General features: G+C 72.9%; 20 protein-coding genes. 11 read left to right on the forward strand and 9 right to left on the reverse strand.

Translation table 11 applies throughout. The features are described from left to right. Positions 1 to 36 precede the first annotated feature (36 nt). Together purN and purH are read left to right on the forward strand one after the other, a co-directional pair. Positions 37 to 618, forward strand: a complete 582-nt coding sequence (purN, locus tag H488_RS21555) for a phosphoribosylglycinamide formyltransferase (RefSeq protein ID WP_017832163.1) — start codon at positions 37 to 39, stop codon at positions 616 to 618. 79 nt (positions 619 to 697) lie between these two features. Beyond that, positions 698 to 2,308 carry a bifunctional phosphoribosylaminoimidazolecarboxamide formyltransferase/IMP cyclohydrolase gene (gene purH / locus H488_RS21560; protein WP_031282321.1) on the forward strand — a complete coding sequence of 537 codons (1,611 nt, stop codon included), beginning with the start codon at positions 698 to 700 and terminating at the stop codon, positions 2,306 to 2,308. Positions 2,309 to 2,438: 130 nt separating this feature from the next. On the opposite strand, the gene H488_RS21565 is transcribed toward purH, so the two are convergent. From H488_RS21565 to H488_RS21575, 3 genes are all read right to left on the reverse strand, one after another. After that, positions 2,439 to 4,661, reverse strand: a complete 2,223-nt coding sequence (locus tag H488_RS21565) for an NADP-dependent isocitrate dehydrogenase (protein ID WP_017832165.1) — start codon at positions 4,659 to 4,661, stop codon at positions 2,439 to 2,441. Positions 4,662 to 4,872: 211 nt separating this feature from the next. Continuing rightward, complete coding sequence (locus H488_RS21570) at positions 4,873 to 5,397, reverse strand: Hsp20/alpha crystallin family protein (RefSeq protein WP_255219585.1); 525 nt, start codon at positions 5,395 to 5,397, stop codon at positions 4,873 to 4,875. Between the two features lie 117 nt (positions 5,398 to 5,514). Beyond that, complete coding sequence (locus tag H488_RS21575) at positions 5,515 to 6,609, reverse strand: Gfo/Idh/MocA family protein (RefSeq protein ID WP_017832167.1); 1,095 nt, start codon at positions 6,607 to 6,609, stop codon at positions 5,515 to 5,517. An 84-nt stretch (positions 6,610 to 6,693) separates the two neighbouring features. Here H488_RS21575 and H488_RS21580 point away from each other — a divergent pair, with 84 nt between their 5' ends. Beyond that, entirely contained in the window at positions 6,694 to 7,275 is a 582-nt protein-coding gene (locus tag H488_RS21580) for a TetR/AcrR family transcriptional regulator (protein ID WP_031282322.1), read from the forward strand. 18 nt (positions 7,276 to 7,293) lie between these two features. On the opposite strand, the gene H488_RS21585 is transcribed toward H488_RS21580, so the two are convergent. From H488_RS21585 to H488_RS21600, 4 genes are all read right to left on the reverse strand, one after another. Further along, positions 7,294 to 7,830 carry a gamma carbonic anhydrase family protein gene (locus tag H488_RS21585; protein ID WP_017832169.1) on the reverse strand — a complete coding sequence of 179 codons (537 nt, stop codon included), beginning with the start codon at positions 7,828 to 7,830 and terminating at the stop codon, positions 7,294 to 7,296. Positions 7,831 to 7,865: 35 nt separating this feature from the next. Then, positions 7,866 to 11,189 (reverse strand): beta-phosphoglucomutase family hydrolase, encoded by a 3,324-nt coding sequence (locus H488_RS21590; RefSeq protein WP_017832170.1) that lies wholly within the window; start codon positions 11,187 to 11,189, stop codon positions 7,866 to 7,868. A 196-nt stretch (positions 11,190 to 11,385) separates the two neighbouring features. Beyond that, positions 11,386 to 13,011, reverse strand: a complete 1,626-nt coding sequence (locus tag H488_RS21595) for a sensor histidine kinase (RefSeq protein ID WP_017832171.1) — start codon at positions 13,009 to 13,011, stop codon at positions 11,386 to 11,388. A gap of 25 nt (positions 13,012 to 13,036) precedes the next feature. Continuing rightward, positions 13,037 to 13,783 (reverse strand): response regulator transcription factor, encoded by a 747-nt coding sequence (locus H488_RS21600; protein ID WP_017832172.1) that lies wholly within the window; start codon positions 13,781 to 13,783, stop codon positions 13,037 to 13,039. Positions 13,784 to 14,021: 238 nt separating this feature from the next. Between H488_RS21600 and H488_RS21605 the strand changes: the two genes are divergently transcribed. The 8 genes from H488_RS21605 (at position 14,022) to H488_RS21640 (ending at position 21,856) form a co-directional block, all read left to right on the forward strand. Then, entirely contained in the window at positions 14,022 to 15,248 is a 1,227-nt protein-coding gene (locus H488_RS21605) for a heparan-alpha-glucosaminide N-acetyltransferase domain-containing protein (RefSeq protein WP_017832173.1), read from the forward strand. 34 nt (positions 15,249 to 15,282) lie between these two features. After that, positions 15,283 to 16,569, forward strand: coding sequence for a serine hydroxymethyltransferase (gene glyA / locus H488_RS21610; protein WP_017832174.1), 1,287 nt, complete (start codon positions 15,283 to 15,285; stop codon positions 16,567 to 16,569). A gap of 2 nt (positions 16,570 to 16,571) precedes the next feature. After that, positions 16,572 to 17,459: a bifunctional methylenetetrahydrofolate dehydrogenase/methenyltetrahydrofolate cyclohydrolase gene (locus H488_RS21615; RefSeq protein WP_031282328.1), complete on the forward strand. Its 888-nt coding sequence runs from the start codon at positions 16,572 to 16,574 to the stop codon at positions 17,457 to 17,459. 125 nt (positions 17,460 to 17,584) lie between these two features. Further along, on the forward strand, positions 17,585 to 18,112 hold the full coding sequence (locus H488_RS21620; protein ID WP_031282329.1) for a hypothetical protein: 528 nt from the start codon (positions 17,585 to 17,587) through the stop codon (positions 18,110 to 18,112). 75 nt (positions 18,113 to 18,187) lie between these two features. After that, complete coding sequence (locus H488_RS21625) at positions 18,188 to 19,024, forward strand: exodeoxyribonuclease III (RefSeq protein WP_017832177.1); 837 nt, start codon at positions 18,188 to 18,190, stop codon at positions 19,022 to 19,024. Positions 19,025 to 19,081: 57 nt separating this feature from the next. Beyond that, positions 19,082 to 20,146, forward strand: a complete 1,065-nt coding sequence (trpS, locus tag H488_RS21630; protein WP_017832178.1) for a tryptophan--tRNA ligase — start codon at positions 19,082 to 19,084, stop codon at positions 20,144 to 20,146. A 28-nt stretch (positions 20,147 to 20,174) separates the two neighbouring features. Then, the gene (locus H488_RS21635) at positions 20,175 to 20,738 is read left to right on the forward strand and encodes a 2'-5' RNA ligase family protein (protein WP_017832179.1); all 564 of its coding nucleotides are present in this window, start codon (positions 20,175 to 20,177) and stop codon (positions 20,736 to 20,738) included. An 11-nt stretch (positions 20,739 to 20,749) separates the two neighbouring features. Then, a complete protein-coding gene (locus tag H488_RS21640; protein ID WP_017832180.1) occupies positions 20,750 to 21,856 on the forward strand; it encodes a YihY/virulence factor BrkB family protein in 1,107 nt (368 codons plus the stop codon). A 76-nt stretch (positions 21,857 to 21,932) separates the two neighbouring features. Here the strand turns inward: H488_RS21640 and H488_RS21645 are convergent, their stop codons facing one another. Beyond that, positions 21,933 to 22,904 carry a succinate dehydrogenase iron-sulfur subunit gene (locus H488_RS21645; RefSeq protein ID WP_017832181.1) on the reverse strand — a complete coding sequence of 324 codons (972 nt, stop codon included), beginning with the start codon at positions 22,902 to 22,904 and terminating at the stop codon, positions 21,933 to 21,935. Then, positions 22,904 to 24,655, reverse strand: coding sequence for a succinate dehydrogenase flavoprotein subunit (gene sdhA / locus H488_RS21650; RefSeq protein WP_017832182.1), 1,752 nt, complete (start codon positions 24,653 to 24,655; stop codon positions 22,904 to 22,906). The genes H488_RS21645 and sdhA overlap by 1 nt, the downstream gene beginning before the upstream one ends. Between the last annotated feature and the right edge of the window lie 71 nt (positions 24,656 to 24,726).

The following is a 24,726-nucleotide window of genomic DNA, read 5'->3' on the forward strand; positions in this document are numbered from 1 at the left end:
GGGCCCCTCCCCGCCCGCCCGACTAGACTCGGGGGCATGCGCATCGTGGTCATGGTCTCCGGCTCCGGCACCAATCTGCAGGCGGTCCTCGACGCCGTCCGGGAGGGCCGGATCGACGTCGAGATCGCCGCCGTGGGCGCGGACAAGCCCTGCACCGGCCTGGAGCGGGCCCGGGAGGCCGGCGTCGAGACGTTCCTCGTCCGGCCCGGCGACCACCCCGACCGGACGCGGTGGAACCGTGCCCTGCAGGAGGCGGTGGCCGCCCGGGAGCCCGACCGGATCGTCTTCGCGGGGTTCATGCGGATCGTGGACGCCGAGTTCGTCGAGGCGTTCGCGGGACGCATCGTCAACACCCACCCCTCGCTGCTGCCGTCCTTCCCGGGGGCGCACGCGGTGCGGGACGCCCTCGCGCACGGGGTGAAGGTCACCGGCGTCACCGTCCACGAGGTCGTGGCCGACGTCGACGCCGGTCCGATCCTGGCGCAGGCGGCGGTGCCCGTGGAGGAGGGGGACACCGAGGCGCAGCTGCACGAGCGGATCAAGGCCGCCGAGCGCGAGCTGCTCGTGCGCACGCTCGGCGCGGCGGCCCGGCAGGGAGCCCTGCACGACGCCCGGTGAGCAGGCCCGGCGAGGGTCCGTAAAATGGTTCCCGGCGGATCCCGCCGGCAACCCCAGACCTCGAACGCTTGGAGAACCTGTGAGCCCCACCCAGCTTGACCGCGTGCCCCTCAAGAGGGCGCTGGTGTCCGTCTACGACAAGACCGGGCTGGAGGGTCTCGCCACGGGGCTGCACCGGGCCGGCGTCGCGATCGTGTCCACCGGTTCGACCGCACGGCGCATCGCCGACCTGGGCGTGCCGGTGACGGAGGTCGCGGAGGTCACCGGGTTCCAGGAGTGCCTGGAGGGGCGGGTCAAGACCCTGCACCCGCGGGTGCACGCGGGCATCCTCGCGGACCGCCGGAAGCAGGACCACATGGACCAGCTCGCCGAGCTGGAGATCGAGCCGTTCGACCTCGTGGTCGTGAACCTCTACCCGTTCGTGGACACCGTGCGCTCCGGCGCGGGCCAGGACGAGGTCGTCGAGCAGATCGACATCGGCGGCCCCTCCATGGTCCGGGCCGCTGCGAAGAACCACGCGGCCGTGTCCGTGGTCGTGGACCCGTCCTCCTACGACGCGGTCGTGGAGGCGGCGGCCTCGGGCGGCTTCGACCTGCGGGCACGCCGCCGGCTGGCCGCCGCGGCGTTCGCGCACACCGCCGCCTACGACACCGCGGTGGCCACCTGGACGGCCCAGCAGTTCGAGCAGGACGAGGACGCCAACTTCTGGCCGCCCTACGCCGGCCTGGCCCTGCAGCGCTCGGCCTCCCTGCGCTACGGCGAGAACCCCCACCAGAAGGGGGCGCTCTACGTGGACGAGGCCGCGTCCCCCGGCATCGCCCAGGCCGACCAGCTGCACGGCAAGGAGATGTCCTACAACAACTACGTGGACGCCGACGCCGCGCTGCGCGCCGCCTACGACTTCGACGAGCCGGCCGTGGCCGTGGTCAAGCACAACAACCCCTGCGGGCTGGCCGTGGCCACCCCCGGCGCTGAGGACCCGATCGCCGACGCCCACCGCAAGGCCCACGCGTGCGACCCGCTCTCCGCCTACGGCGGGGTCATCGCCGCGAACCGGACCGTGACCCGGGCGATGGCCGAGACCGTGCAGGACATCTTCACCGAGGTCGTCGTGGCCCCCGGCTTCGAGCCGGCGGCCCTGGAGATCCTGCAGGCCAAGAAGAACATCCGTCTGCTCGAGCTGCCCGAGGGCTTCGAGCGGGACGTCCTCGAGTACCGGCAGATCTCCGGCGGCGCGCTGCTGCAGGTCTCGGACCGGCTCGACGCGGCGGGCGACGACCCCGCCGGCTGGACGCTGGCCGCGGGGGAGCCGGCGGACGAGCGGACGCTCGCCGACCTCGCCTTCGCGTGGACGTCGCTGCGGGCGGTGAAGTCCAACGCGATCCTGCTCGCCGACCGCGGCGCGTCCGTGGGCATCGGCATGGGCCAGGTCAACCGGGTGGACTCCTGCAAGCTCTCCGTGGAGCGGGCCAACGCCCTGGGCGAGGACGGCGCCGAGCGCGCGCGCGGCGCCGTGGCGGCCTCGGACGCGTTCTTCCCGTTCGCGGACGGCCTCCAGGTGCTTCTCGACGCCGGCGTGCGCGCCGTGGTCCAGCCCGGCGGCTCGATCCGGGACGAGGAGGTCGTGGCCGCGGCCGAGGCCGCCGGCGTGACGATGTACTTCACCGGGGCCCGGCACTTCTTCCACTGAGCCGTCTCCGGGGCGGCATGCCCCGCGCACGGCAGCGGCCGCACTCCCCACGGGGAGTGCGGCCGCTGCCGTGCGTGCTGCCCGTGCCGGAGCGCGCGGTCGGCCCGCGCGCTCCGCTCAGGCGCTCAGCTCACGCGCTGAGCGAGGAGAGGACCCGGTTGAAGGTCTCCGAGGGGCGCATCACCGAGAACGTCTTGGCGTCGTCCGGACGGTAGTAGCCGCCGATGTCGGCGGGACGGCCCTGCACGGAGAGCAGCTCCTCGTTGATCGCGTCCTCGTTGGCCGCCAGCTGCTCCGCCACGGAGGCGAAGGCCTGCGCCAGCTCGGCGTCCTCGTCCTGGCGGGCCAGCTCCTGGGCCCAGTACAGGGCCAGGTAGAAGTGGCTGCCGCGGTTGTCGATCTCGCCGGCCTTCCGGCTCGGGGACTTGTTCTCCTCGAGGAACGTGCCCGTGGCCCGGTCGAGGGTCTCACCGAGGATCCGGGCGCGCTCGTTGTCGGCCGTGGTCGCCAGGTGGTCGAGGCTCGCGGCGAGGGCGAGGAACTCCCCGAGGCTGTCCCAGCGCAGGTGGTTCTCCTCCACCAGCTGCTGGACGTGCTTCGGCGCGGACCCGCCGGCGCCGGTCTCGAAGAGCCCGCCGCCGTTGATGAGCGGGACCACCGAGAGCATCTTCGCGGAGGTGCCCAGCTCGAGGATCGGGAACAGGTCCGTCAGGTAGTCGCGCAGCACGTTGCCGGTGACCGAGATGGTGTCCTCGCCGCGGCGGATCCGCTCGATCGAGAACGCGGTGGCCTCCTCGGGGGACATGATCTCGATCTGCAGGCCCTCGGTGTCGTGCTCGGTCAGGTACTGCTCGACCTTCGCGATGAGGTTGGTGTCGTGGGCGCGGGTGCGGTCCAGCCAGAACACGGCCGGCGTCGCGGAGGCCCGCGCGCGGGTCACGGCGAGCTTGACCCAGTCGCGGATCGCGACGTCCTTCGTCTGGCACGCCCGCCAGATGTCCCCGGGGGAGACCTCGTGCTCGATGAGCACGGCGCCGGAGGAGTCGACGACCTGGACGGTGCCCTGCACGGGGATCTCGAAGGTCTTGTCGTGGGAGCCGTACTCCTCCGCCTTCATCGCCATGAGGCCGACGTTGGGCACGGAGCCCATGGTGGTCGGGTCGAACGCGCCGTGGGCGCGGCAGTCGTCGATGACCACCTGGTAGACCCCGGCGTAGGAGCTGTCCGGCAGCACCGCGAGGGTGTCCGCCTCCTCGCCCTCGGGACCCCACATGTGCCCGGAGGTGCGGATCATGGCGGGCATCGACGCGTCGACGATGACGTCGGAGGGCACGTGCAGGTTCGTGATGCCCTTGTCGGAGTTCACCATGGCGAGCTTCGGGCCCTCGGCGAGGCCCTTGTCGATCGCGGCCCGCACGTCGTCGCGCACGTCGGCGGGCAGGGCGTCGAGGCCGTTGAGGATCGCTGCGAGCCCGTTGGCGGGGGAGAGGCCCGCCTTCTCGAGGGCCGCGCCGTGGGCGGCGAAGAGCTCCGGGAAGAACGCCTCGATGACGTGGCCGAAGATGATCGGGTCGGAGACCTTCATCATGGTGGCCTTCAGGTGCACCGAGAGCAGGACGTCCTCCCGCTTGGCGCGCTCGACCTGCTCCGCGAGGAACGCGTCCAGGGCGGCGGCCCGCATCACGGTGCCGTCGACGACCTCGCCGGCCAGCACGGGGACGGACTCCTTGAGCACCGTGGTGCTGCCGTCCTCGGCCACCAGGCGGATCGTCAGGGTGTCGTCGCCGTCCATGACCACGGACTTCTCGTTGTCCCGGAAGTCGTCGGCGCCCATCGTGGCGACGTTCGTCCTCGACTCCGCCGTCCACTCGCCCATGCGGTGCGGGTTCTTGCGGACGTAGTTCTTGACCGAGGCGGGGGCGCGGCGGTCCGAGTTGCCCTCGCGCAGCACCGGGTTGACGGCGGAGCCCTTGATCTTGTCGTAGCGGGCCCGGGTCTCCTTCTCCTCCTCGGTGCGGGGCTCGTCCGGGTAGTCGGGGAGGGCGACGCCCTGCTCCTGCAGCTCCTTGACCGCGGCCTTCAGCTGCGGGACGGAGGCGGAGATGTTGGGCAGCTTGATGATGTTGGCCTCGGGCTTCTTGGCCAGCTCGCCCAGCTCGGCGAGGGCGTCGTCCACCCGCTGCTCCTCGGGGAGGCGGTCGCCGAACGCGGCGATGATGCGCCCGGCCAGGGAGATGTCGCGGGTCTCCACCTCGACGCCGGCGGTCGAGGCGTAGGCCTCGATGATCGGCTTGAAGGAGTAGGTGGCGAGCAGGGGCGCCTCGTCGGTGCGGGTGTAGATGATCTTGGCCATGTGCGGGCTGTCTCCCAGGATGTCGTCGGATCGGTGGTGGTGCTTCCTGGTGCCAAGATACCCGAGGCGGCGCCCCGCCCGCTGGCCGGGCCCGCCGTCCGGCCGGAGGCCGCGGGCGGCCCGGGCACGGCGGCGGGCCCGTTCCCCGCGGGGAACGGGCCCGTGGCCGTTGGGGGCCCGCCCGGGGGCGTGCCGGTGCAGGGGGCCGGGCTCAGCCCTCCGTGGACTGGGTGGACCCGGCGCCGTTGACGAGCTCGCCCTCGCCGATCACTCGGTCGCCGGACTCGTCCCGGCCCTCGCCCAGGGCCTGCTGCTCGCCCTGGCCGGAGACCACCTGGATCTTGCGCGGCTTGGCCTGCGCCGAGACGGGGATCGTGACCGTGAGCACGCCGTTGTCGTAGTTCGCCGCGATGTTCTGGATGTCGATGCCCTGGCCCAGGTTGAGCTGGCGGACGAACGAGGAGCTCTGCCGCTCCCGGGTGATCCACTGGACGTCCTGCACCTCGGGCAGCTCCCGCTCCGCGCGGATCGTCAGCAGCTGGCCGTCGACGTCGACGTCGACGCTCTCCGGGTCGATGCCGGGCAGGTCCGCCCGGAGGATGTACTGGTCGCCGTCCCGGTACAGGTCCATGGGCATCTCGCGCAGGCCCTGCCGGGCGAACAGCGAGGCGGCGAGCCGGTCGAAATCGTTGAACGGGGTGAACATCGTGGCCACGTCAATCATCTCCTCAACCATATGAGCAATGTCTTCGACATTTAGTTGAGTCCGATCAACTCAACTGTTGACCATGATAATCCCGCTCCCCGCGGTCTTCAACGGGTCCCGGCCCCCATCGCCCAGGGCGAACCGCCCTCAGCGGGCGTCGTGGGGATACCGCACGCCGATCTGCGCCCGCACCCGGTCGAAGAGCTCCACGAGCTCGAGGGAGTCGGCCCACGGCATCACGGGGGACTCGAGCAGGCCCTGCTGCACGCAGCGGGTGGCCTCGCGCATCTCGAACACGTATCCGGCGCCCGCCACGTCCACGCGCTCCACGAGGGGGGCTGCGCCCGTGCGGGCGCCCTCGGCGGTCTGCAGCACCAGGGTGGTCGGGCAGTTGATCCGTCCGTCCACCCGCAGCCAGCCGTCCGTGCCGCTGATCGTCACCTGGTGGGGGACCGTGGCGGACAGGGTGCCGCTCACGTGCGCCCGGCCGTGCCCGAAGTCCAGGGTCAGGGCGGTGTCCAGGTCCACGTCCGTGGCGCCGAGCTCAGCGCGGGCGCTCCAGCGCTCCGGGGCCCCCAGGACCGCGGAGGTCCACGTCAGGGGGTAGACCATCATGTCCAGCAGCACCCCGCCGCCGTCGGCCCGGCGGAACAGGCGGTGGGCCGGGTCCAGGGCCCGGTGCGTGCCGATGGACCCCTCGACCGAGCGGACCCGGCCGAGCCGGCCCTCCCGGACCCAGCGCATCGCGGTGCGGAAGCCGGGGGTCATGCGGGTCCAGACGGCCTCCATGAGGAAGACGCCGTGCTCGCGGGCCAGGCGGAACAGGTCGCGGACCTCCGCCGCGGTCATGGCGAGGGCCTTCTCGCACACCACGTGCTTGCCGGCCCGCAGCAGCGCCGAGACGTCCCGGTGGTGGTAGCCGTGCGGGGTGGCCACGTAGACGATCTCCACGTCCGGGTCGGCCGCGAGCCGGTCCAGTCCCGTGCTCGTGGCGGTGCCGCCGTAGGCCCGCTCCACCCCGTGCCGGCGGGCGAAGTCCTCGGCGCGGTCCTGGTCCCGCGAGCTCACGGCCACGAGCCGGGCGTCGGGCAGCGCCGCGATGTCCGGGACCACCTTCTCCGCGATGTCGGCGGTGCTGACCACGCCCCATCCGAGCGTGCGGCCGGTCGCGGTGCCGGGGTCGTCCAGGTGGGCGGCGTCGAGCGAGGCGTCGACGAACGGGCTGAGGGTCTGGGCAGGCATGGGCGCATTCTGCCACGCCGCCCGCCGCCGGGGTCCCGCCCGCCGGCTCCGATCGAACGACCGTTCGTGGCGTAGGCTGAGGGCGTGCCCCGGGTGAGCCAGCAGTACAAGGACGAGCGCCGCCGCGAGATCGTGGCCGCCGCCAGCGAGTGCTTCCTCGAGCACGGCTACGAGGGGGCGTCGATGCACCGCATCATCGCCGCCACGGGGCTGTCCGCGGGGGCGCTCTACAACCACTTCCCGAGCAAGCAGGAGCTCGTGGCCGCGGCCGCCCGCGCGGCCCTGGACCGTGTCCTCGCCGCCGCGGAGGACGAGCCCGGCACCGACCCCGCGGCGTGGGTCGTGGGACTGCTGGAGCGGCTGGCCGCGGATCCCGCCACCACCCGTCTGCTGCTCATCACGTGGGGCGGGGCGGTGAGCGACCCCGGTCTGGCCGCGCTGGCCGGGGAGCACCTCGGGCGCGTGCGGGACCGGGTGGAGGAGCGCTACGGGCGGTGGGCGGTCGAGGAGCTGGGCCTCGACGACGACGCGGCCCGCGAGTGGGCCGGCATGTTCGCCCAGGCCATCCTCTCGGTGCTGCAGGGCTGGGTGGTGCAGTCCTGCCTGCTGCCCGGCTTCGACCACGGCGCGTACCTGGACTACGCGCGCACCCTCGCGGCGCAGTGACGGGCCGCCGAGCCCGGCTCAGGCGGTGAGCCGGCGGTGCTCGGCGGAGAGCCGGACGTAGGTGCGCGCGTTGGCACGGACCTTCTCCTGCTCCTCGTCCGTGAGCTCGCGCCGGACCCTGCCCGGCACCCCCGCCACGAGGGACCGGGGCGGCACCACGGTGCCCTCGAGGACGACGGCGCCCGCGGCCACCAGCGAGCCCGTGCCGATCACGGCGCCGTTGAGGACGGTCGCGTTCATCCCGATCAGGACCTCGTCCTCCACGGTGCACCCGTGCACCACTGCGCCGTGGCCGACGCTCACGTCCGCGCCGATCGTGCAGGGGTGGCCGGGGTCGGAGTGGACCACCACGTTGTCCTGCAGGTTGGACCGCGCGCCCAGCCGGACGGGGGAGCGGTCGCCGCGCACCACGGCGCCGTAGAAGACCCCGGACTCCGGCCCCAGCTCGGCGTCGCCCACGACCGTGGCGGTCGGGGCCACGAAGGCGGAGGAGTCGATCCGGGGCTCGTGCCCCCCGTGCGGGAGGACCGTGCCGGGCGTCGTGGAGTGTGCCATGGGCCCAGCCTAGCGGCGGGCCCGCCGCCCGCGGCTCAGACGCCCTGCCGCGTGACGGCCGGCCGCGGGGCGCGCTGGTGCCCGTGCTGGATGGCCACGCGGATCTTCTGGCCGCCCTTGAGCACGTACTCCGCGCCGTGCACGTGGATCGTGACGTCGTCCGCGCGCCGGGAGGCCCCCTCGAGCTCCAGGACGTGGTGGTCGATGCAGACCCGGATCACCTGGCCGCGGTACAGCACCGTGAACGAGACGGTGTCCAGCTGGCTCGGCAGGGCCGGGTCGAACTCGAGCCAGCCGCCGCGCACGCGCAGCCCCGCGTAGGCGCGGGTCACGACGTCGACGGAGCCGGCCATGGCGCCCAGGTGGATGCCCTCGCCCGTGGTCCCGCCCTGGGTGTCGTCGAGGTCCACCAGGAGGGAGTCCTGGAACGCGGACCACGAACGGTCCGGGTTCAGCCAGGCGAGCACCGAGGCGTTGACCACCCGGGACAGCGAGGAGCCGTGCGAGGACCGCGCGATGTAGAAGTCGACGGTGCGCTCGATGGCGGCGTGGTCCACCTCGTAGCCCATCCGGCCGAGCTCCTCGACCAGGCCGTCGGGGCCGAAGAGGTAGACCAGCATGATCGTGTCGGCCTGCTTGGCCAGCTTGTAGTTGTTGGTCATGTCGCCCTCGTTCTCCAGCAGGAGGTCGAGGCGGCCGATGTTGCGGTACTTGGCCCGGTAGTACTCCCAGTCCAGCTCGTCGAGGTCGTCGTAGCCGTGGAACTGGCTGATGGTGCCGTCCGTGTTGAACGGCACGAACATCCGCTCGGCCATCCGCTGCCAGGTCCCGACCTCCTCGGCCGAGAGGTCGAAGCGGGCGGAGAGCTCCTCGCGCTGGTGCTCCACCATGTCGTGGAAGATGTGGGCGCTGTGCCGGAACAGCCAGGCCGCCAGCACGTTCGTGTAGGCGTTGTCCTTCAGCCCGCCGCCGTGCTGGCCGTGCGGGCCGTCGTGGTACTCGTCCGGGCCCATGACGCCGGCGATGTGGTAGCGGCCGTCCGCGGGGTCGTAGTCGGTGAGGGACGCGAACAGCCGGGTGATCCCGATGATCAGCTCCGAGCCCTGCCCCGCCAGCCAGTCGAGGTCACCGGTGGTCTCGTAGTAGATCCAGGCGTTGTAGGCGATCGCGAGGCCCACGTGGAACTGTCGCCACGAGTTGTCCGGCAGCCACCGGTTGGAGTGGTGGTTGAACAGCTCCGGCGGGGTCTCCTCCCGGCCGTCCGAGCCGGACTGCCACGGGAACGCCGCGCCCTCGAGCCCGAACTCGGTGGCCCGGTGCTTGGCCATGGGCAGCCGGCGCCACCGGTAGGAGAGCAGGGCGCGCGTCACCTGCGGCTGGTGCAGGTTGACGACCGGGAGGATGTAGAGCTCGTCCCAGAAGATGTGCCCCCGATAGCCCTCGCCGTGCAGGCCGCGGGCCGGGACCCCGGCGTCGCGCAGGGACATGTGCGGCGCCAGCGTCTGGGCCACGTGGAACAGGTGCACCCGCAGCGCCAGCTGGGTGATGGCCAGCTCCCCGGTGCGCTCCTCCGGGTCCGGGCACACGTCCACGTCGAAGCGGTCCCACAGCAGGGACCACTCGATCTCGTGCGAGGGCAGCAGGCCCCGGACGCCGCTGGGGTTGCGGTCGAGCTCCGCGAGGGCGCCCTCGCGGGGCGAGCCGATCGCGGCGTCGCGGCTCGTGACCACGGCCGTGGTCGAGTCGATGATCACCGGGCGGCCGTCGGCGATGTTGACCTGGTGGCGGCGGAACTCGGTGCCGCCGGGCCGGATCTCGCGGCGCTCCCGGACGTTCTGGCCGCCCTCGATGGTGGTGCGCTGGGCCGTGGTGATCTCGATCTTGGACTGGGTGGTGCGCACGTGCGAGAGCAGGGTCTCGTGGTCGTCGGGCAGCGAGGTCGACTCGAGGTCCACCAGGTGGTGGTCGTTGAGGTCCTGGTACTCCGCGACCCCGTTGTTGCGCACGCTGGGGTCGATGCCCGTGCGCAGGTGCAGCCGCCCCGAGAAACCCCGGGCCGTCACCGTGGTCTCCTGCGCCCCCAGGTGGCGGAAGCGCAGCGACACGAGGCGGCGCTGGACGATCTCCAGCCGGGCGTGGGCCCCGTCCTCGCCCCGGTCGCCGTTGAGGTCGGTGAGGATCAGGGACCGGATGAGCAGCCCGCGGCGCAGGTCGAGCTCGACCCGCTCCTCGGACGGGCGCAGCCCGCCCTCCGACCACCAGTCGCCGCCGGAGACCCGCAGGTCCAGGTGGGTCCAGTTGGGGGCGTTGACCATGGACTCGTGCTCGACGTCGCGGCCGCTCAGGTGGCTCACCACCCGGTTGAAGATGCCGGCCAGGTAGTTGCCGGGGTAGTGCACCCCGTTGTCGGGGAACTCGCAGGCCGACCCGCGCACGCCCATGTAGCCGTTCGCCAGCGTCAGCAGGGTCTCCCGCCGGGCCTCGGTGGCCGGGTCGAAGCCCTCGAAGACCAGCTTCCAGGGGTCGTCGCGGCGGGCGCCGAGGTCGAGCTCGCCGACGTCGTTGAGCACGACCGTGGCCCCGGCCCGGTACAGGTCCTTGCGCTCGCCGTGGCGGCGGATCCCCACCACCATGCCGAAGCCGCCGGCGGCGGCGGCCTGCACCCCGGACACGGCGTCCTCCACCACCGCGGAGCGGGCCGGGTTCACCCCGAGCATCTTCGCGCAGGTCAGGAACGTGTCCGGCGCCGGCTTGCCGGGCAGCCCGTGCTCGGCCGCGAAGTGGCCGTCCACGATGATGTCGAAGGAGTCCTGCAGCCCGGCCGCCGCCAGCACGGGGACGCTGTTGCGGCTCGCGGTGACGAGACCCACCGGCACCCCGGCGGCGCGCAGCCGCTCGATGAGCGCCACGGTCTTCTCGAACACCCGGACGCCCTGGACCTGCAGGGCGTCCTGGAAGTAGGTGTTCTTCAGCACGGCCTGGCCCTGCACCGTCCACGCCCCCGGCGTCTCGTCGCCCTCCGGCAGGCAGGCACCCCGGGCGGCGAGCAGGGAGCGGATCCCGTCCTCGCGCCGCCGCCCGTCCACGTAGTGACGGTAGTCGGCGTCGGCGTCGAAGGGTCGGCGGTCCACCGTGGTGCCGGCCTCGGCCGGCTCGAGCCGGTCGTCGGCCAGGATCGCGTCGAAGAGGGTCTTCCAGGCCGTCGCGTGCACGGCGGCGGTGTCCGTGACCACCCCGTCCATGTCGAAGATCACGGCCTCGTGGGGGATGCGCAGCTGGTCGACCGCCTGCGGCAGCGCGTCCGCGCCCTGGATGCGCGGCAGGGAGGCGGTGAACGGGGCGGTGGGCAGTGCGTTCACGAGAGTTCCTCCGGAAGGTGGGTGCGGCGTCCGCGACCCCTCGGAACCGCACGGAGAAACCCCCAGCACGCGGCACGCGACGGACCCCGGACGCGGCGTTGCGGTTTGGCACTGGAGCGGGGACGGCCGTCCGTGCCGACGGTTCCTGACCAGCTCATTAAACGGCCCGGGGGCCGCGGGGGCAAGCCGCGTCCGCTCAGCGGTCGGCCAGGGGGAGGCGGACGGTGAACCGGGTGCGGCCCGGGACGCTGCTGACGTCGATCCGCCCGTGGTGGGCGCGCACGATGGCGTCGACGATCGAGAGGCCCAGGCCGGCGCCGCGGGAGCTCGCGGCGCGGGCGTGGTCCTCCCGGGCGAAGCGGGAGAAGATGTGCTCGAGGAAGTCGGCGCCGATGCCGGGGCCGTCGTCGCCCACGGCGAGCACGGCCTCGCCGCCGGGCCCCGGTCCGGCGCCCGCCTCCGTCCCGAGCGAGGCCGTGACCGTCGTCCCCGCGGGCGTGTGCTGGTGGGCGTTGGCGAGCAGGTTGATGAGCACCTGGCGCAGCTGGGCCGGGTCCCCCCGCACGAGCACGGGCTCGTCGGGCAGCTCGAGGCGCCAGACGTGGCCGGGCGCCGCGACCCGGAGGTCGCTGACGGTCTCGACCACCAGCTCGAGGAGGTCGACGTCCTCGGTGACCACGGCCCGGCCCTCGTCCAGGCGCGCGAGCAGCAGCAGGTCCTCGACGAGCGCGGTCATCCGGGCCGCCTCGGACTCCACCCGGGACAGGGAGCTGCGGCCCTGCGCGCTCATCGGCTCCGTGAGCCGGATCAGCTCCGCGTAGCCGCGGATGCTGGCCAGGGGAGTGCGCAGCTCGTGGCTGGCGTCGGCCACGAACCGGCGCACGCGCGTCTCGCTGCGCTGACGGGTAGCAAGCGCGTGGGCGACGTTGTCCAGCATCCGCCCGAAGGCGTGGCCGAGCCGGCCCACCTCCGTGTCCGGGTGCGCGGCCGGCGCCACGGCCCCCACCGGCAGGACCACCTCCCCGTGGTCGAGGTCGAGCTCCGAGACGCGGGTCGCCACGTCGGAGAGCCGCTCCACGGGGCGCAGGGTGCGCCGGACGACGACGAGCCCGACCAGCCCCGTGGCGGCGATGGCGCCGGTCGAGATCGCCGCGGTGCTCACCCCGAAGCTGCGCAGGGTGTCCTCCTTGTCGGCCAGCGGCAGACCGGTCAGCACGAGGCCCCAGTCCCACGGGTCGTCGACCACCAGCACGCGGTAGCCGCCCACGGCCAGCTCCACGTCCACAGGGCCCCACTGCCGGCCCCCCTCCTCGTCCGACTCGGCGCCGAGCGCCGTCACGAGCTCCCCGATCCGCCGCCGGTCCTCGTCGGTCAGCTCCTGCCGCGTCCCGTCGGGGGCGAAGAGCCCGGCGCGGACCACCTCGCCGTCGACGACCCGGGCGTTGAGGGTGCCGGCGCCCTGCGCGGGGACGTCCATCATGGCCTCGAGCTCCTCCGAGGGCCCGGCGGCGGCACGGACCCCGTACTCGATCGTGCGGAACGAGGCGTCCCGGACCCGGCCGTCCAGCTGCTCGCCCAGGGACACGTTGAGGACCGCGAGACCCAGGGCGCCCACCGCGGCGCACGCGACGGTCAGCAGCGCCAGGACCGTCAGCAGCAGCTTGGTGCGCAGCTGCAGCGCCCGTCCCGCTCCCCGCGGCCGGGCCCGCGCCCCGGTCGCCTCCGGGTCCGTGGGACCGGTGCCCGTCGGGCCGGTGCCCGTCGGGCCGGTGCCGGTCGGATCGGTGCTGGTCGGATCGGTGCTCGTGGGACCGGTGCTCATGGGGCGGCACGTCCTCGGCGGGTGCTCACTCGGCCGGTTTGAGCACGTAGCCGGCGCCGCGCACGGTGTGGATCATGGGCGGGCGCCCGGCGTCGATCTTCTTGCGCAGGTAGGAGATGTAGAGCTCCACCACGTTGGTCTGGCCGCCGAAGTCGTAGCCCCAGACCTGCTCGAGGAGCTGCGGCTTGCTCAGCACCCGGCGCGCGTTCTCCATGAGGCAGCGGAGCAGGTCGAACTGGGTGGCCGTCAGCGCGATCTCGTCGCCCCCGCGGCTGACCTCCCGGGTGTCCGCGTTGAGCACGAGGTCGCCCACGACCAGCTCCGCGGCGTCCGGGTGGGCGATGCCCGCGCGCTGCACCAGGCGGTGCAGCCGCAGCAGCAGCTCCTCCATGTCGAACGGCTTCGTCACGTAGTCGTCCCCGCCCGCCGCCAGGCCGGTGATGCGGTCCTCGGTGCTGTCCTTCGCGGTGAGGAACAGGGCCGGGACGGTGGGGGAGAAGGAGCGGATCCGCTCGAGCACCTCCACCCCCGAGCAGCCCGGGAGCATGACGTCCAGCACCAGGACGTCGGGCCGGAAGCCGCGGGCCTCGGCCACCGCGGCGTCCCCGTCGTGGGCGGAGCGCACCTGCCAGCCCAGCATCGACAGCCCCATGGACACCATCTGGGCCAGCAGCGGCTCGTCGTCGACGACGAGCGCGCGCACCGGTGCCCCGTCGGGGTGCCGCAGGCGCGGGAGGTCCACGGCGGTGGGCCGCTGCACGGGCTCGGTCACGACGGAATCCCTCCTGGTCCCCGCCGGCGGCACCGGCGTCCTCGGACCGTCCTCAGCGTAGCGCCGCACCGGCCCCCGATCACCTGCGGATCGTTTGCGGACGCACTTCACAGCCCCGGCACAGGAACCCGATAAGAGCGCCACATCCCCGTCTGCTGGAGTGGATCCACGACCGGGCCCGGAGGCCCGGACCCCCGGGCAGGTGCCCGCGGGGCACCACGAGAGGGGAACCACCGCCATGCTGCACACCCGCCACCCCGCCGGACAGGCCCGGGCCGCGGCGCCGTCCGCGGGCCCGCCCGCCCGCCGGCGCCTGGTCGGGATCGACGCGGCCCGCGGCCTCGCCCTGCTCGGCATGGTCTCCGTGCACATCCTGCCGTCCTGGGACCCGGAGACCTTCGAGGCCACCGCCCAGTGGACGCTGTTCTCGGGCCGGGCCGCCGCCCTCTTCGCCCTCCTCGCCGGCGTGGGCCTGGCCCTCGGCTCGGGCGGGACCCGGGTGCACGAGGGCCGGCGGGCGACCGCCGACCGGGCCGGCCTGCTCGTGCGCGCGGTGCTCATCACCGCGCTGGGGCTGCTGATCAACCAGCTCTCGCCCGGCGACCCGCCCGCCTACAACATCCTGGTCTACTACGGCGTGTTCTTCCTGCTCGCCCTGCCCTTCCTGCACCTGTCCGTGCGCGCCCTGCTCGCCTGGGCGGCGGGGCTCGCCGTGCTCGGTCCCGTGCTGGTGCACTCGCTCGGCCCCGTGCTGCCCGGGTTCACCGTCTACAACCCCGGCCTCGCCGAGCTCGTCACCGAGCCGGGCACCACCCTCGCCCAGCTGCTCGTGACCGGTTCATACCCCGGGGTGACGTACCTCGTCTACCTCCTCGCAGGCCTGGCCCTGGGCCGGCTGGACCTCTCGGCCGTGCGCACGCAGGCCGGCCTCGCGATCGGCGGGGCCGCGCTCGCGGTGTTCTCCGCCGTCACCTCCTGGTTGCTGCTGCACCCCCTCGGCGGCATCGAGCGGCTGCTCGCCGCGAGCCCCTCCCTGGACCGGGGGGACGTCCAGGACGTCCTCGTGTACGGGCCGGACCCCGTCCTGCCCTCCGCCACCTGGTGGTGGCTGGCCGTGACCGGGCCGCACACCAACACCCCGCTCGCCCTGCTGAGCGGGGTGGGCACCGGCGCCCTCGTGCTCGGCCTGTGCCTCCTCGTGGCCCGCCGGGCCGGGCACGTGCTGCTGCCGCTGGTCGCGGCCGGCTCGATGACGCTCACCCTGTACTCGGCGCACCTGCTCGGGCTCTTCCTGGAGCTGCACTACGAGCAGCCGGTGCTGTGGTTCCTCGTGCACGTCCTGGTGGGCACCGTGTTCGCCGTCCTGTGGCACCGCGCCCGGGGCCAGGGACCCCTCGAGCGGGTCGTCGGCCGGGCCGCCCACGCCGGACGGGACCGGGTGCTCCGCCATCGCCTAAACTCGTAGACGGTCCACCCAGGTCCCCGACTTCAGGAGCGGCATGTCCACGAGCACGTCCCCGTCCGTCACCAACCAGCCCCTCGCCGAGGTCGATCCGGAGATCGCGGCGGCGATCGCCGACGAGCTCGGCCGCCAGCGCGGCACCCTCGAGATGATCGCCTCCGAGAACTTCGCGCCCCGGGCGGTCCTCGAGGCCCAGGGCTCGGTGCTGACGAACAAGTACGCCGAGGGCTATCCCGGGCGCCGCTACTACGGCGGCTGCGAGTTCGTCGACGTCGTCGAGAACCTGGCCCGGGACCGGGCCACGGCCCTGTTCGGCGCCGAGCACGCCAACGTGCAGCCGCACTCGGGCGCCCAGGCCAACACGGCCGTCATGCAGGCGCTCATGACCCCCGGCGACAAGCTGATGGGCCTCTCCCTGGCCCACGGCGGCCACCTCACCCACGGGATGAAGCTCAACGTCTCCGGCAAGCTCTACGAGATCGCGGCCTACGAGGTCGACCCCGACACCTACACGATCGACATGGACAGGGTCCGGGAGCAGGCCCTCGCCGAGCGCCCGCAGGTCATCGTGGCCGGCTGGTCCGCGTACTCGCGGGAGCTGGACTTCGAGGCGTTCCGCGCGGTCGCCGACGAAGTCGGGGCGAAGCTGTGGGTGGACATGGCCCACTTCGCCGGCCTCGTGGCCGCGGGCCTGCACGCCAACCCCGTGCCGCACGCCCACGTGGTCACCTCGACCGTGCACAAGACCCTCGCCGGACCCCGCTCCGGCGTGATCCTCACCACGGGCGAGCTCAAGAAGAAGATCGACTCCGCCGTCTTCCCGGGCCAGCAGGGCGGCCCGCTCATGCACGCCATCGCGGGCAAGGCCGTGGCCTTCAAGATCGCGGCCACCGAGGAGTTCCGCGCCCGCCAGGAGCGCACGGTCGAGGGCGCCCGGATCCTCGCCGAGCGCCTCGGGGCCGACGACGTCGCCCGGGCCGGGGTGTCCGTGCTGACCGGCGGCACCGACGTGCACCTGGTGCTGGTGGACCTGCGCGACTCCGAGCTGGACGGCAAGCAGGCCGAGGACCTCCTGCACCGGGCGGGGATCACCGTCAACCGCAACGCCGTGCCGTGGGACCCGCGGCCGCCGATGGTCACCTCCGGGCTGCGGATCGGCACCCCCGCGCTGGCCACGCGCGGCTTCGGCGCACCGCAGTTCGAGGAGGTCGCCGAGATCATCGCCACCGCCCTGAAGCCCGGGGCCGACATCGACGCCCTGCGGGCCCGCGTGGACCGGCTGGCCGCGGACTTCCCGCTCTACGACGGCCTCGAGGAGTGGTGAGCGTGGGCGCACGGATCCTCGACGGACGGGCGGCCTCCGCCGCCATCAGGACCGAGCTCGCCGAGCGCGTGGCCGTGCTGGCGGAGCGGGGGGTCACCCCCGGCCTCGGCACGGTGCTCGTGGGCGACGACCCGGCCTCGCACTCCTACGTGGGCGGCAAGCACAAGGACTGCGCCGAGGTCGGCATCTCCTCGATCCGCCGCGACCTGCCCGCGGACGTCTCCCAGGAGGAGCTCGAGCGCGTCCTTGACGAGCTCAACGCGGACCCCGCGTGCACCGGCTACATCGTCCAGCTGCCGCTGCCCGGGCACATCGACACCAACGCCATCCTCGAGCGCATCGACCCGGACAAGGACGCCGACGGGCTGCACCCGACCAACCTCGGCCGCCTCGTGCTCAACGTCTCCGAGCCGATGACCTCCCCGCTGCCGTGCACGCCGAACGGGGTGATCGAGCTGCTGCGCCGCAACGACGTCGAGCTCGCGGGCCGGCACGTGCTCGTCGTGGGCCGCGGCGTGACCGTCGGACGGCCGATCGGGCTGCTGCTGACCCGCAAGGAGATCAACGCCACGGTCACCCTCGCCCACACCGGCACGCAGGACCTCGACGCGCTGCTGGCCCAGGCCGACGTCGTCGTGGCCGCCGCCGGGCGGCCGCACATGATCACGGCCGACAGCCTCAAGGACGGCGTGGTGCTCCTCGACGTCGGGGTCTCCCGCGTGGAGGACCCCGAGACGGGAAAGAAGAGGCTCACCGGGGACATCGACCCGGCCGCCGCGCAGAAGGCCTCCTGGATCTCCCCCAACCCCGGCGGGGTGGGGCCCATGACCCGGGCCATGCTGCTGCTCAACGTGGTGGAGACCGCGGAGCGGCACGCCGGCCTCCGCTGAGCGCCGTCCACCGCGCCGCGCCCCCGGGAGCCCTCGCTCCCGGGGCGCGGCCGTCCCCGGCGCCGGGCGGGGACGGCGCCCGCGCCGGTTCGTGGCCCGGGCCGGGATTTGAGACAATGGGGACCATGCGCTCCCTCGGATCCCCGACCCCGTCCACCGCCCCGGCCGCCGAGCCCGCCTCCCGCACCGCCCTGTGGGGCACGGTGATCGGACTGGCCGTGCTCGTGGTGATCTTCGTGGTGGCGCTGCTGCAGGCCGCGAACGCCAACTCGTGGCTGGGCTGGGCGCTCGCCGGCATCGCCCTCGGCTGGCTGCTGCTCGCCACCTGGGTGGTGCTCATGGTCCGCAAGGCCGCCCGCTTCGGCCGCCGGCAGGTCGACGAGGCCCGGGAGCAGCTGCGCACCGGCTCCGGCCGCGCCCCCACCGTCACCGGGTCCGCCGCCGCCGGCTCCATGCGGGACGAGAAGCTCTCCCACAGCTTCCAGATCGTCCTGGTCCAGTCCAAGGTGATCAAGCAGGAGCTCGCCGCGCTGCCCGTCGAGGGCCCCGAGCGCGAGGCGCTGGACCGCGCCCTCGACACCATCGACATCACGGCCGGCAACGGGATGAGCATGCTGCGCCAGGAGCCCCTCAGCGGCACCGTGGTCGACTGACCCCGACCGCCCCGCGGCACGAACCCCCGCAGCACGACCCCCGCTCACCACCACCCGGAAGCCAGGTGCCCCCGCATGTCCCGCCCCGAGAACGTCCTGCGCGTCGCCACCGTCAACGTCAACGGCATCCGCGCCGCCTACAAGCGCGGCATGGCCGACTGGCTGGCGGGCCGTGACGTCGACATCCTGTGCCTGCAGGAGGTCCGGGCCCCCGACCGGATCGTCCGGGACCTGCTCGACGAGCAGGTGTGGGACGTCCACCACGCCGAGGCCGCCGACAAGGGCCGGGCGGGCGTGGCCGTGGCCACCCGCCGGGACGCCCGGGACGGGTCCCTGCTGCCCGTGCGGCGGCGCGACTCCATCGGCCACGAGCACTTCGAGACCGCGGGCCGGTGGGTCGAGACGGACCACGACCTGGCCGACGGCACCACGCTCACCGTGGTCTCGGCCTACGTCCACTCCGGGGAGGTCGGCACCCCCCGCCAGGACGACAAGTACCGCTTCCTCGACGTCATGAGCGAGCGGCTGCCCGAGCTCGCCCGCACGCGGGAGCACGTGCTCGTCGTCGGCGACCTCAACGTGGGGCACACCGAGCTCGACATCAAGAACTGGAAGGGCAACGTCAAGAACGCCGGCTTCCTGCCCGAGGAGCGCGCCTACTTCGACCGCTTCTTCGGCGAGCACGGGTACAAGGACGTCGCCCGGGAGCTGGCCGGACCGGTCCCCGGGCCGTACACGTGGTGGTCGTACCGCGGCAAGGCCTTCGACACCGACGCCGGGTGGCGCATCGACTACCACATGGCCACCCCGGGGCTCGCGGCCCGGGCGGTGACCGCCGCCGTGGACCGCGCCCCCAGCTACGACACGCGCTTCTCCGACCACGCGCCCGTGGTGGTCGACTACCAGCTCTGACCCGTTCGCCCGCTCCGCGCCCCCGCCGGCGCCCGCCCGATCGAAGGACCCCGCACCGTGACCCCTGAGCCCGTACCGTTCGACGTCCCCACCGCCTCCGGCAGACCCCGTGTCGTCTCGGGGGTGCAGCCCTCGGCGGACTCCCTGCACCTGGGCAACTACGTGGGGGCCGTGCGCAACTGGGTGGACCTGCAGGACGACAACGAGTGCGTGTTCTTCGTGGCCGACCTGCACGCCATCACCGCCGAGCAGGACCCGGCCGCCCTGGCCCAGCGGACCCGTGTCACGGCGGCCCAGTACATCGCCGCGGGCATCGACCCCGAGCGCTCCACCCTGCTGGTGCAGTCCCACGTGCCCGAGCACGCCCAGCTGGCCTGGGCGCTCAACTGCATCACGGGCTTCGGCGAGGCGTCCCGGATGACGCAGTTCAAGGACAAGTCCGCCCGGCAGGGCGCCGAGAACGCCACGGTCGGCCTGTTCGCCTACCCGGTGCTCATGGCCGCCGACATCCTGATCTACCAGGCGCACCAGGTCCCGGTGGGGGAGGACCAGCGCCAGCACCTCGAGCTGACCCGCAACCTCGCCCAGCGCTTCAACACCCGCTTCGGGGACACGTTCGTGGTGCCGGACGCGAAGATCCTCGCCGAGTCCGCCAAGGTCTACGACCTGCAGAACCCCACCGCCAAGATGTCCAAGTCCGCCGCGTCCGAGAGCGGGCTGATCCGGCTGCTCGACCCGGCCAAGAAGAACGCGAAGAAGATCAAGTCCGCGGTCACCGACGACGGCACGGAGATCCGCTTCGACCGCGAGGCCAAGCCGGGCATCGCCAACCTGCTGACCGTGTACTCGGCGCTCACCGGCCGGCCCGTGGCCGACCTCGTGGCGGAGTACGAGGGGAAGCTCTACGGCCACCTCAAGGTGGGGCTGGCCGAGGTGGTCACCGAGACCCTGGACCCGATCCAGGCCCGCGCCCAGGAGCTGCTGGACGACCCCGCGGAGCTGGACCGCCTCCTCGCCCGGGGCGCCGAGAAGGGCCGCGAGATCACCGTCCGGACCCTGGCGGGGGTCTACGACCGGATGGGCTTCCTGCCGCGCCTGGGCGGGTCCGGGGGGCTGGGCTAGGCTGGGTCCCGTCCTGTGAGGAGTTGAGTTGACCCGAACGCAGCAGTCCCCCACCATCCGCCCCGGCCAGGTGTACGCGGGCGTGGTGATCGAGCTGCCCGAGCCCGTGGGCCGGGAGCTCCAGGACTGGCGCGCGTCCTTCGGGGACCCCGCCTCCTACGCCGTGCCGGCGCACATCACGCTGATGATCGCCCCGCAGGCGGAGCGCTGGGCGGACGTCGTGCAGCGGGTCGGGGCCGTGGCCCGCGAGTGGGAGCCGTTCCGGGTGGAGATCAACGGCACCGGCACGTTCCGCCCCGTGAGCCCGGTGGTCTACCTGCGCATCCAGGAGGGCGAGGAGCAGTGCCGCGCGCTGCACGACGCCCTGCACGAGGAGCAGCTCGTCTCGGCGTCCCCCTTCGAGTTCCACCCCCACGTCACGATCGCCCAGGCCGTGGAGGAGGAGGACCTCGACCGCGCCCAGGAGATGCTGCGGACCTACCGCGCCGGGTTCCTCGTGGACCGGATCGGTCTCTACGAGCTCGACGGCCGGGGCGTCTGGCGGATCCGCGAGGAGTTCCCCTTCACGGGGCGCGACCGCGACCGGCGCTGAGCCGCCCGGCCATGAGCACCCGCGCCGGCCCCCGCACCGGCCCCGCCCCCGAGCTGCCGCCGCGCGCGATCGACCGCCACGGCATGCGGCGCGAGGCCCTGCGCCAGCGGGCGCTGCTGCGCGAGAAGCGGGCCGCCGGCGCCGGCGCCCTCGGGCTGGCCGGCTCGGTGCTCGCCGTGGCGCTCGCCGAGACCTACCGGCGGATGCCGGTCCGCGTGGTCCTGCACTACCTCTTCCACGGCGGGCCCCTCATGGCGGCGGGCCTGTCCTTCGTGCTGATCTTCGCGTCCACCGCCCTGCTGGTGATGGGCTTCTCCGTGATCGGCGTGTTCCTCGGCAACGACCCCCTGGTGCGCGACGCCGTGGTGGAGGCCGTGACCGAGCGCGTCCCCGGCCTGCTGGACACCGGGGACGGGGGAGTGGTCCCCCTCGAGCTGCTCGAGGACACCCGGCCCTTCACCCTGGCCACGGTGATCGGCGCCGCGGTCCTGTTCTTCTCCGGCTGGCGCTGGGTCTCCGGGGTGCGGCTCGCGTTCCGCCGGCTCTTCGAGGTGCCCCCCGCGCAGGGCCTGCCCATCGCGGCCGTGCCGCGGGACCTGCTGGGGCTGCTGCTGCTGGGCGTGCTGCTCGCCCTCTCGGTCGTGGCCAACGGCGCGGCCTCGGGCCTCCTGGGCTTCCTGCTGGACACCGCCGGCGAGCTCGGCTGGGGCAGCGGCCCCGACTGGCTGCGCACCGGGCTGACCTGGGCGCTGAGCACCCTGCTCGTCGTCGTGCTGGACGCCCTGTTCGCCCTCGAGCTCGTGCGGGGCGTGGCCGGGCTGCGGATCACCCGCCGCGCCCTGACCGTCACCGTGCTCGCCGCGGCGGCCGGCAGCTTCGCGCTGCGCTACATCGGGGGCACGGTGGTCGCCGGGGCCACCACCAACCCGTACCTTCTCTCGGTCGCCCTCGTGGTGGGCGTGCTCCTGTGGTTCTACCTGTTCAACCAGATCCTGCTGTTCTCGGCCGCGATCGGGGCGATCGTGCACGCGGACCAGCGCGGCGGGCGGGTGCACCCCGACGGCGAGAACGTGGCGATCACCGTGGTGCCCATGGCCACCCTGACCGGGCGCCGCTGAGCCGCCGCCGCGCACGGACGACGGCGGCCCGCCCCCTGCCGTGCAGGGGACGGGCCGCGGCGGTCCGGGGGCACGCTCACATGGAGCGGCTCAGGATGGCGTTCTTGACCTCGGCGATGGCCTTCGTGACCTGGATGCCGCGCGGGCACGCCTCGGTGCAGTTGAAGGTCGTGCGGCAGCGCCACACGCCCTCCTTGTCGTTGAGGATCTCCAGGCGCAGGTCCCCCGCGTCGTCGCGGGAGTCGAAGATGAACCGGTGCGCGTTGACGATCGCCGCCGGACCGAAGTACTGGCCGTCGGTCCAGAACACGGGGCAGGACGACGTGCACGCGGCGCACAGGATGCACTTGGTGGTGTCGTCGAAGCGCGCCCGGTCCTCCTGGGACTGGTAGCGCTCCATGGTCGGCTCGTTGCCGCCGGCCACGAGGAACGGCATGATCTCGCGGTAGGACTGGAAGAACGGCTCCATGTCCACGATCAGGTCCTTCTCGCACGGCAGGCCCTTGATGGGCTCCACCGTGACGGGCTTGGACAGGTCGAGGTCCTTGAGCAGCACCTTGCAGGCGAGGCGGTTCTGGCCGTTGATGCGCATGGCGTCCGAGCCGCACACGCCGTGCGCGCAGGAGCGGCGGAAGGACAGCGAGCCGTCGATCTCCCACTTCACCTTGTGCAGGGCGTCCAGCACGCGGTCGGTGCCGTACATGGTCAGCTTGTACTCGTCCCAGCGGACCTCGTCGGAGACCTCCGGGTTGTAGCGGCGGATCTGCAGGGTGAGGTCGAAGGTCGGGATCTCGTCGCTGCCCTGCTGCTCCTCGGGCAGGTCCACGCGCGCGGCGGGCTCCCCGCCCTCGGCGTTCTCGGCGGCGGGGTCCACGGCCGGGGCCGCGGCCTCGTCGCGCTCGTCGACCGACCCGGCGTCCGCGTCGGTCTTGTAGCCGGCACGGTCGTCCTGGGCGTGGCCCGGGGCGTGGCCGTGCTCGGGGGCGCGGTCCTGGGGGTCGTCGTCGCGGCCGTCCTCGGGCCGGTCGGGAGTGTGTGCGGTAGACATCAGTACTTACGCTCCATGGGCTCGTAGCGGGTGAAGATGACGGGCTTCGTCTCCTGCCGGATCCCCGCGGTGGGGGAGGAGGGGTCGAGGTAGACCATCGAGTGCTTCATGAAGTTGGCGTCGTCGCGCTCCGGGAAGTCCTCCCGGAAGTGCCCGCCGCGGGACTCGGTGCGGTGCAGGGCGGCCACGGTCATGACCTTCGCGAGCTGCAGGAGGAAGCCGAGCTCCACGGCCTCCAGCAGGTCCAGGTTGAAGCGCTTGCCCTTGTCCTGGATGGAGATGTTCGCGTACCGGGCCTCGAGGGCGGCGATGTCGTCCAGCGCCGTCTGCAGGGTGTCGGCGGTGCGGAACACCTGGACGTTGAGGTCCATGGTGTCCTGCAGGTCCTTGCGGATCGCGGCGACCTTCTCGGTGCCGGTGCCGTTGCGGGCGTTGTCGAGCAGCGCCACGGTGCTGTCCAGGGCGGTGTCCGGCACGGGCACGAACTCGGCCCGCTGCGCGTACTCGGCGGCGTAGATGCCGGCGCGCTTGCCGAACACGTTGATGTCCAGCAGCGAGTTGGTGCCCAGGCGGTTGGAGCCGTGCACGGACACGCAGGCGACCTCGCCGGCGGCGTACAGGCCCGGGACCACGTTCTCGTTGTCCTGGAGCACCTCGGCCTTGATGTTGGTCGGGATGCCGCCCATGGCGTAGTGGCAGGTCGGGAACACCGGGACGGGCTCGGTGTAGGGCTCCACGCCCAGGTACGTGCGGGCGAACTCCGTGATGTCGGGCAGCTTCGCGTCGATGTGCGCCGGCTCCAGGTGGGTGAGGTCGAGCAGGACGTAGTCCTTGTTCGGCCCGGCGCCGCGGCCCTCGCGCACCTCGTTGGCCATGGAGCGGGCCACGATGTCGCGGGGGGCGAGGTCCTTGATGGTCGGGGCGTAGCGCTCCATGAACCGCTCGCCGTCGGCGTTGCGCAGGATCCCGCCCTCGCCGCGGGCGGCCTCGGAGACGAGGATGCCCAGCCCGGCCAGGCCGGTGGGGTGGAACTGGATGAACTCCATGTCCTCGAGGGGCAGGCCGTTGCGGAACGCGATGGCCATGCCGTCGCCGGTGAGCGTGTGGGCGTTGGAGGTCGTCTTGTAGACCTTGCCCGCCCCGCCGGAGGCGAAGACCACGGACTTGGCCTGGAAGACGTGCAGCTCCCCGGAAGCGAGGTCGTAGGAGACGACGCCGGCGACGCGGCGCTGGCCGTCGACCTCGGTCATGATCAGGTCCAGGACGTAGTACTCGTTGAAGAACTCCACGTTGTGCTTGATGCAGTTCTGGTACAGCGTCTGGAGGATCATGTGGCCGGTGCGGTCCGCGGCGTAGCAGGCGCGGCGCACGGGGGCCTTGCCGTGGTCGCGGGTGTGGCCGCCGAAGCGTCGCTGGTCGATCTTGCCCTCGGGGGTGCGGTTGAACGGCAGGCCCATCTTCTCGAGGTCGAGGACGGCGTCGATGGCCTCCTTGGCCATCACCTCGGCGGCGTCCTGGTCGACCAGGTAGTCACCGCCCTTGATGGTGTCGAACGTGTGCCACTCCCAGTTGTCCTCCTCGACGTTGGCGAGGGCCGCGCACATGCCGCCCTGCGCCGCGCCGGTGTGGGACCGCGTGGGGTACAGCTTGGTCAGTACGGCAGTGCGGGAGCGCTGACCGGCCTCGATGGCGGCGCGCATACCGGCACCACCGGCGCCGATGATGACCACGTCGTACTTGTGAACCTGCATACCGGTTGTTCTTTCTGTTGGGTGTTCCGTCGGATGTGCTGGGGCCCGGTCGCCTGTGACCGGACGGCGGA

The sequence above is a fragment of the Kocuria sp. UCD-OTCP genome, from assembly GCF_000349605.1.
Classification (GTDB): domain Bacteria; phylum Actinomycetota; class Actinomycetes; order Actinomycetales; family Micrococcaceae; genus Kocuria; species Kocuria rosea.

Coding starts and splice junctions, on each gene's coding strand:
- purN (WP_017832163.1), top strand. CDS start 37: ATGCGCATCGTGGTCATGGTCTCCGGCTCCGGCACCAATCTGCAGGCG.
- H488_RS21565 (WP_017832165.1), bottom strand. CDS start 4,661: ATGGCCAAGATCATCTACACCCGCACCGACGAGGCGCCCCTGCTCGCC.
- H488_RS21570 (WP_255219585.1), bottom strand. CDS start 5,397: ATGGTTGAGGAGATGATTGACGTGGCCACGATGTTCACCCCGTTCAAC.
- H488_RS21575 (WP_017832167.1), bottom strand. CDS start 6,609: ATGCCTGCCCAGACCCTCAGCCCGTTCGTCGACGCCTCGCTCGACGCC.
- H488_RS21585 (WP_017832169.1), bottom strand. CDS start 7,830: ATGGCACACTCCACGACGCCCGGCACGGTCCTCCCGCACGGGGGGCAC.
- H488_RS21595 (WP_017832171.1), bottom strand. CDS start 13,011: ATGAGCACCGGTCCCACGAGCACCGATCCGACCAGCACCGATCCGACC.
- H488_RS21605 (WP_017832173.1), top strand. CDS start 14,022: ATGCTGCACACCCGCCACCCCGCCGGACAGGCCCGGGCCGCGGCGCCG.
- glyA (WP_017832174.1), top strand. CDS start 15,283: ATGTCCACGAGCACGTCCCCGTCCGTCACCAACCAGCCCCTCGCCGAG.
- H488_RS21620 (WP_031282329.1), top strand. CDS start 17,585: ATGCGCTCCCTCGGATCCCCGACCCCGTCCACCGCCCCGGCCGCCGAG.
- H488_RS21625 (WP_017832177.1), top strand. CDS start 18,188: ATGTCCCGCCCCGAGAACGTCCTGCGCGTCGCCACCGTCAACGTCAAC.
- H488_RS21640 (WP_017832180.1), top strand. CDS start 20,750: ATGAGCACCCGCGCCGGCCCCCGCACCGGCCCCGCCCCCGAGCTGCCG.
- H488_RS21645 (WP_017832181.1), bottom strand. CDS start 22,904: ATGTCTACCGCACACACTCCCGACCGGCCCGAGGACGGCCGCGACGAC.
- sdhA (WP_017832182.1), bottom strand. CDS start 24,655: ATGCAGGTTCACAAGTACGACGTGGTCATCATCGGCGCCGGTGGTGCC.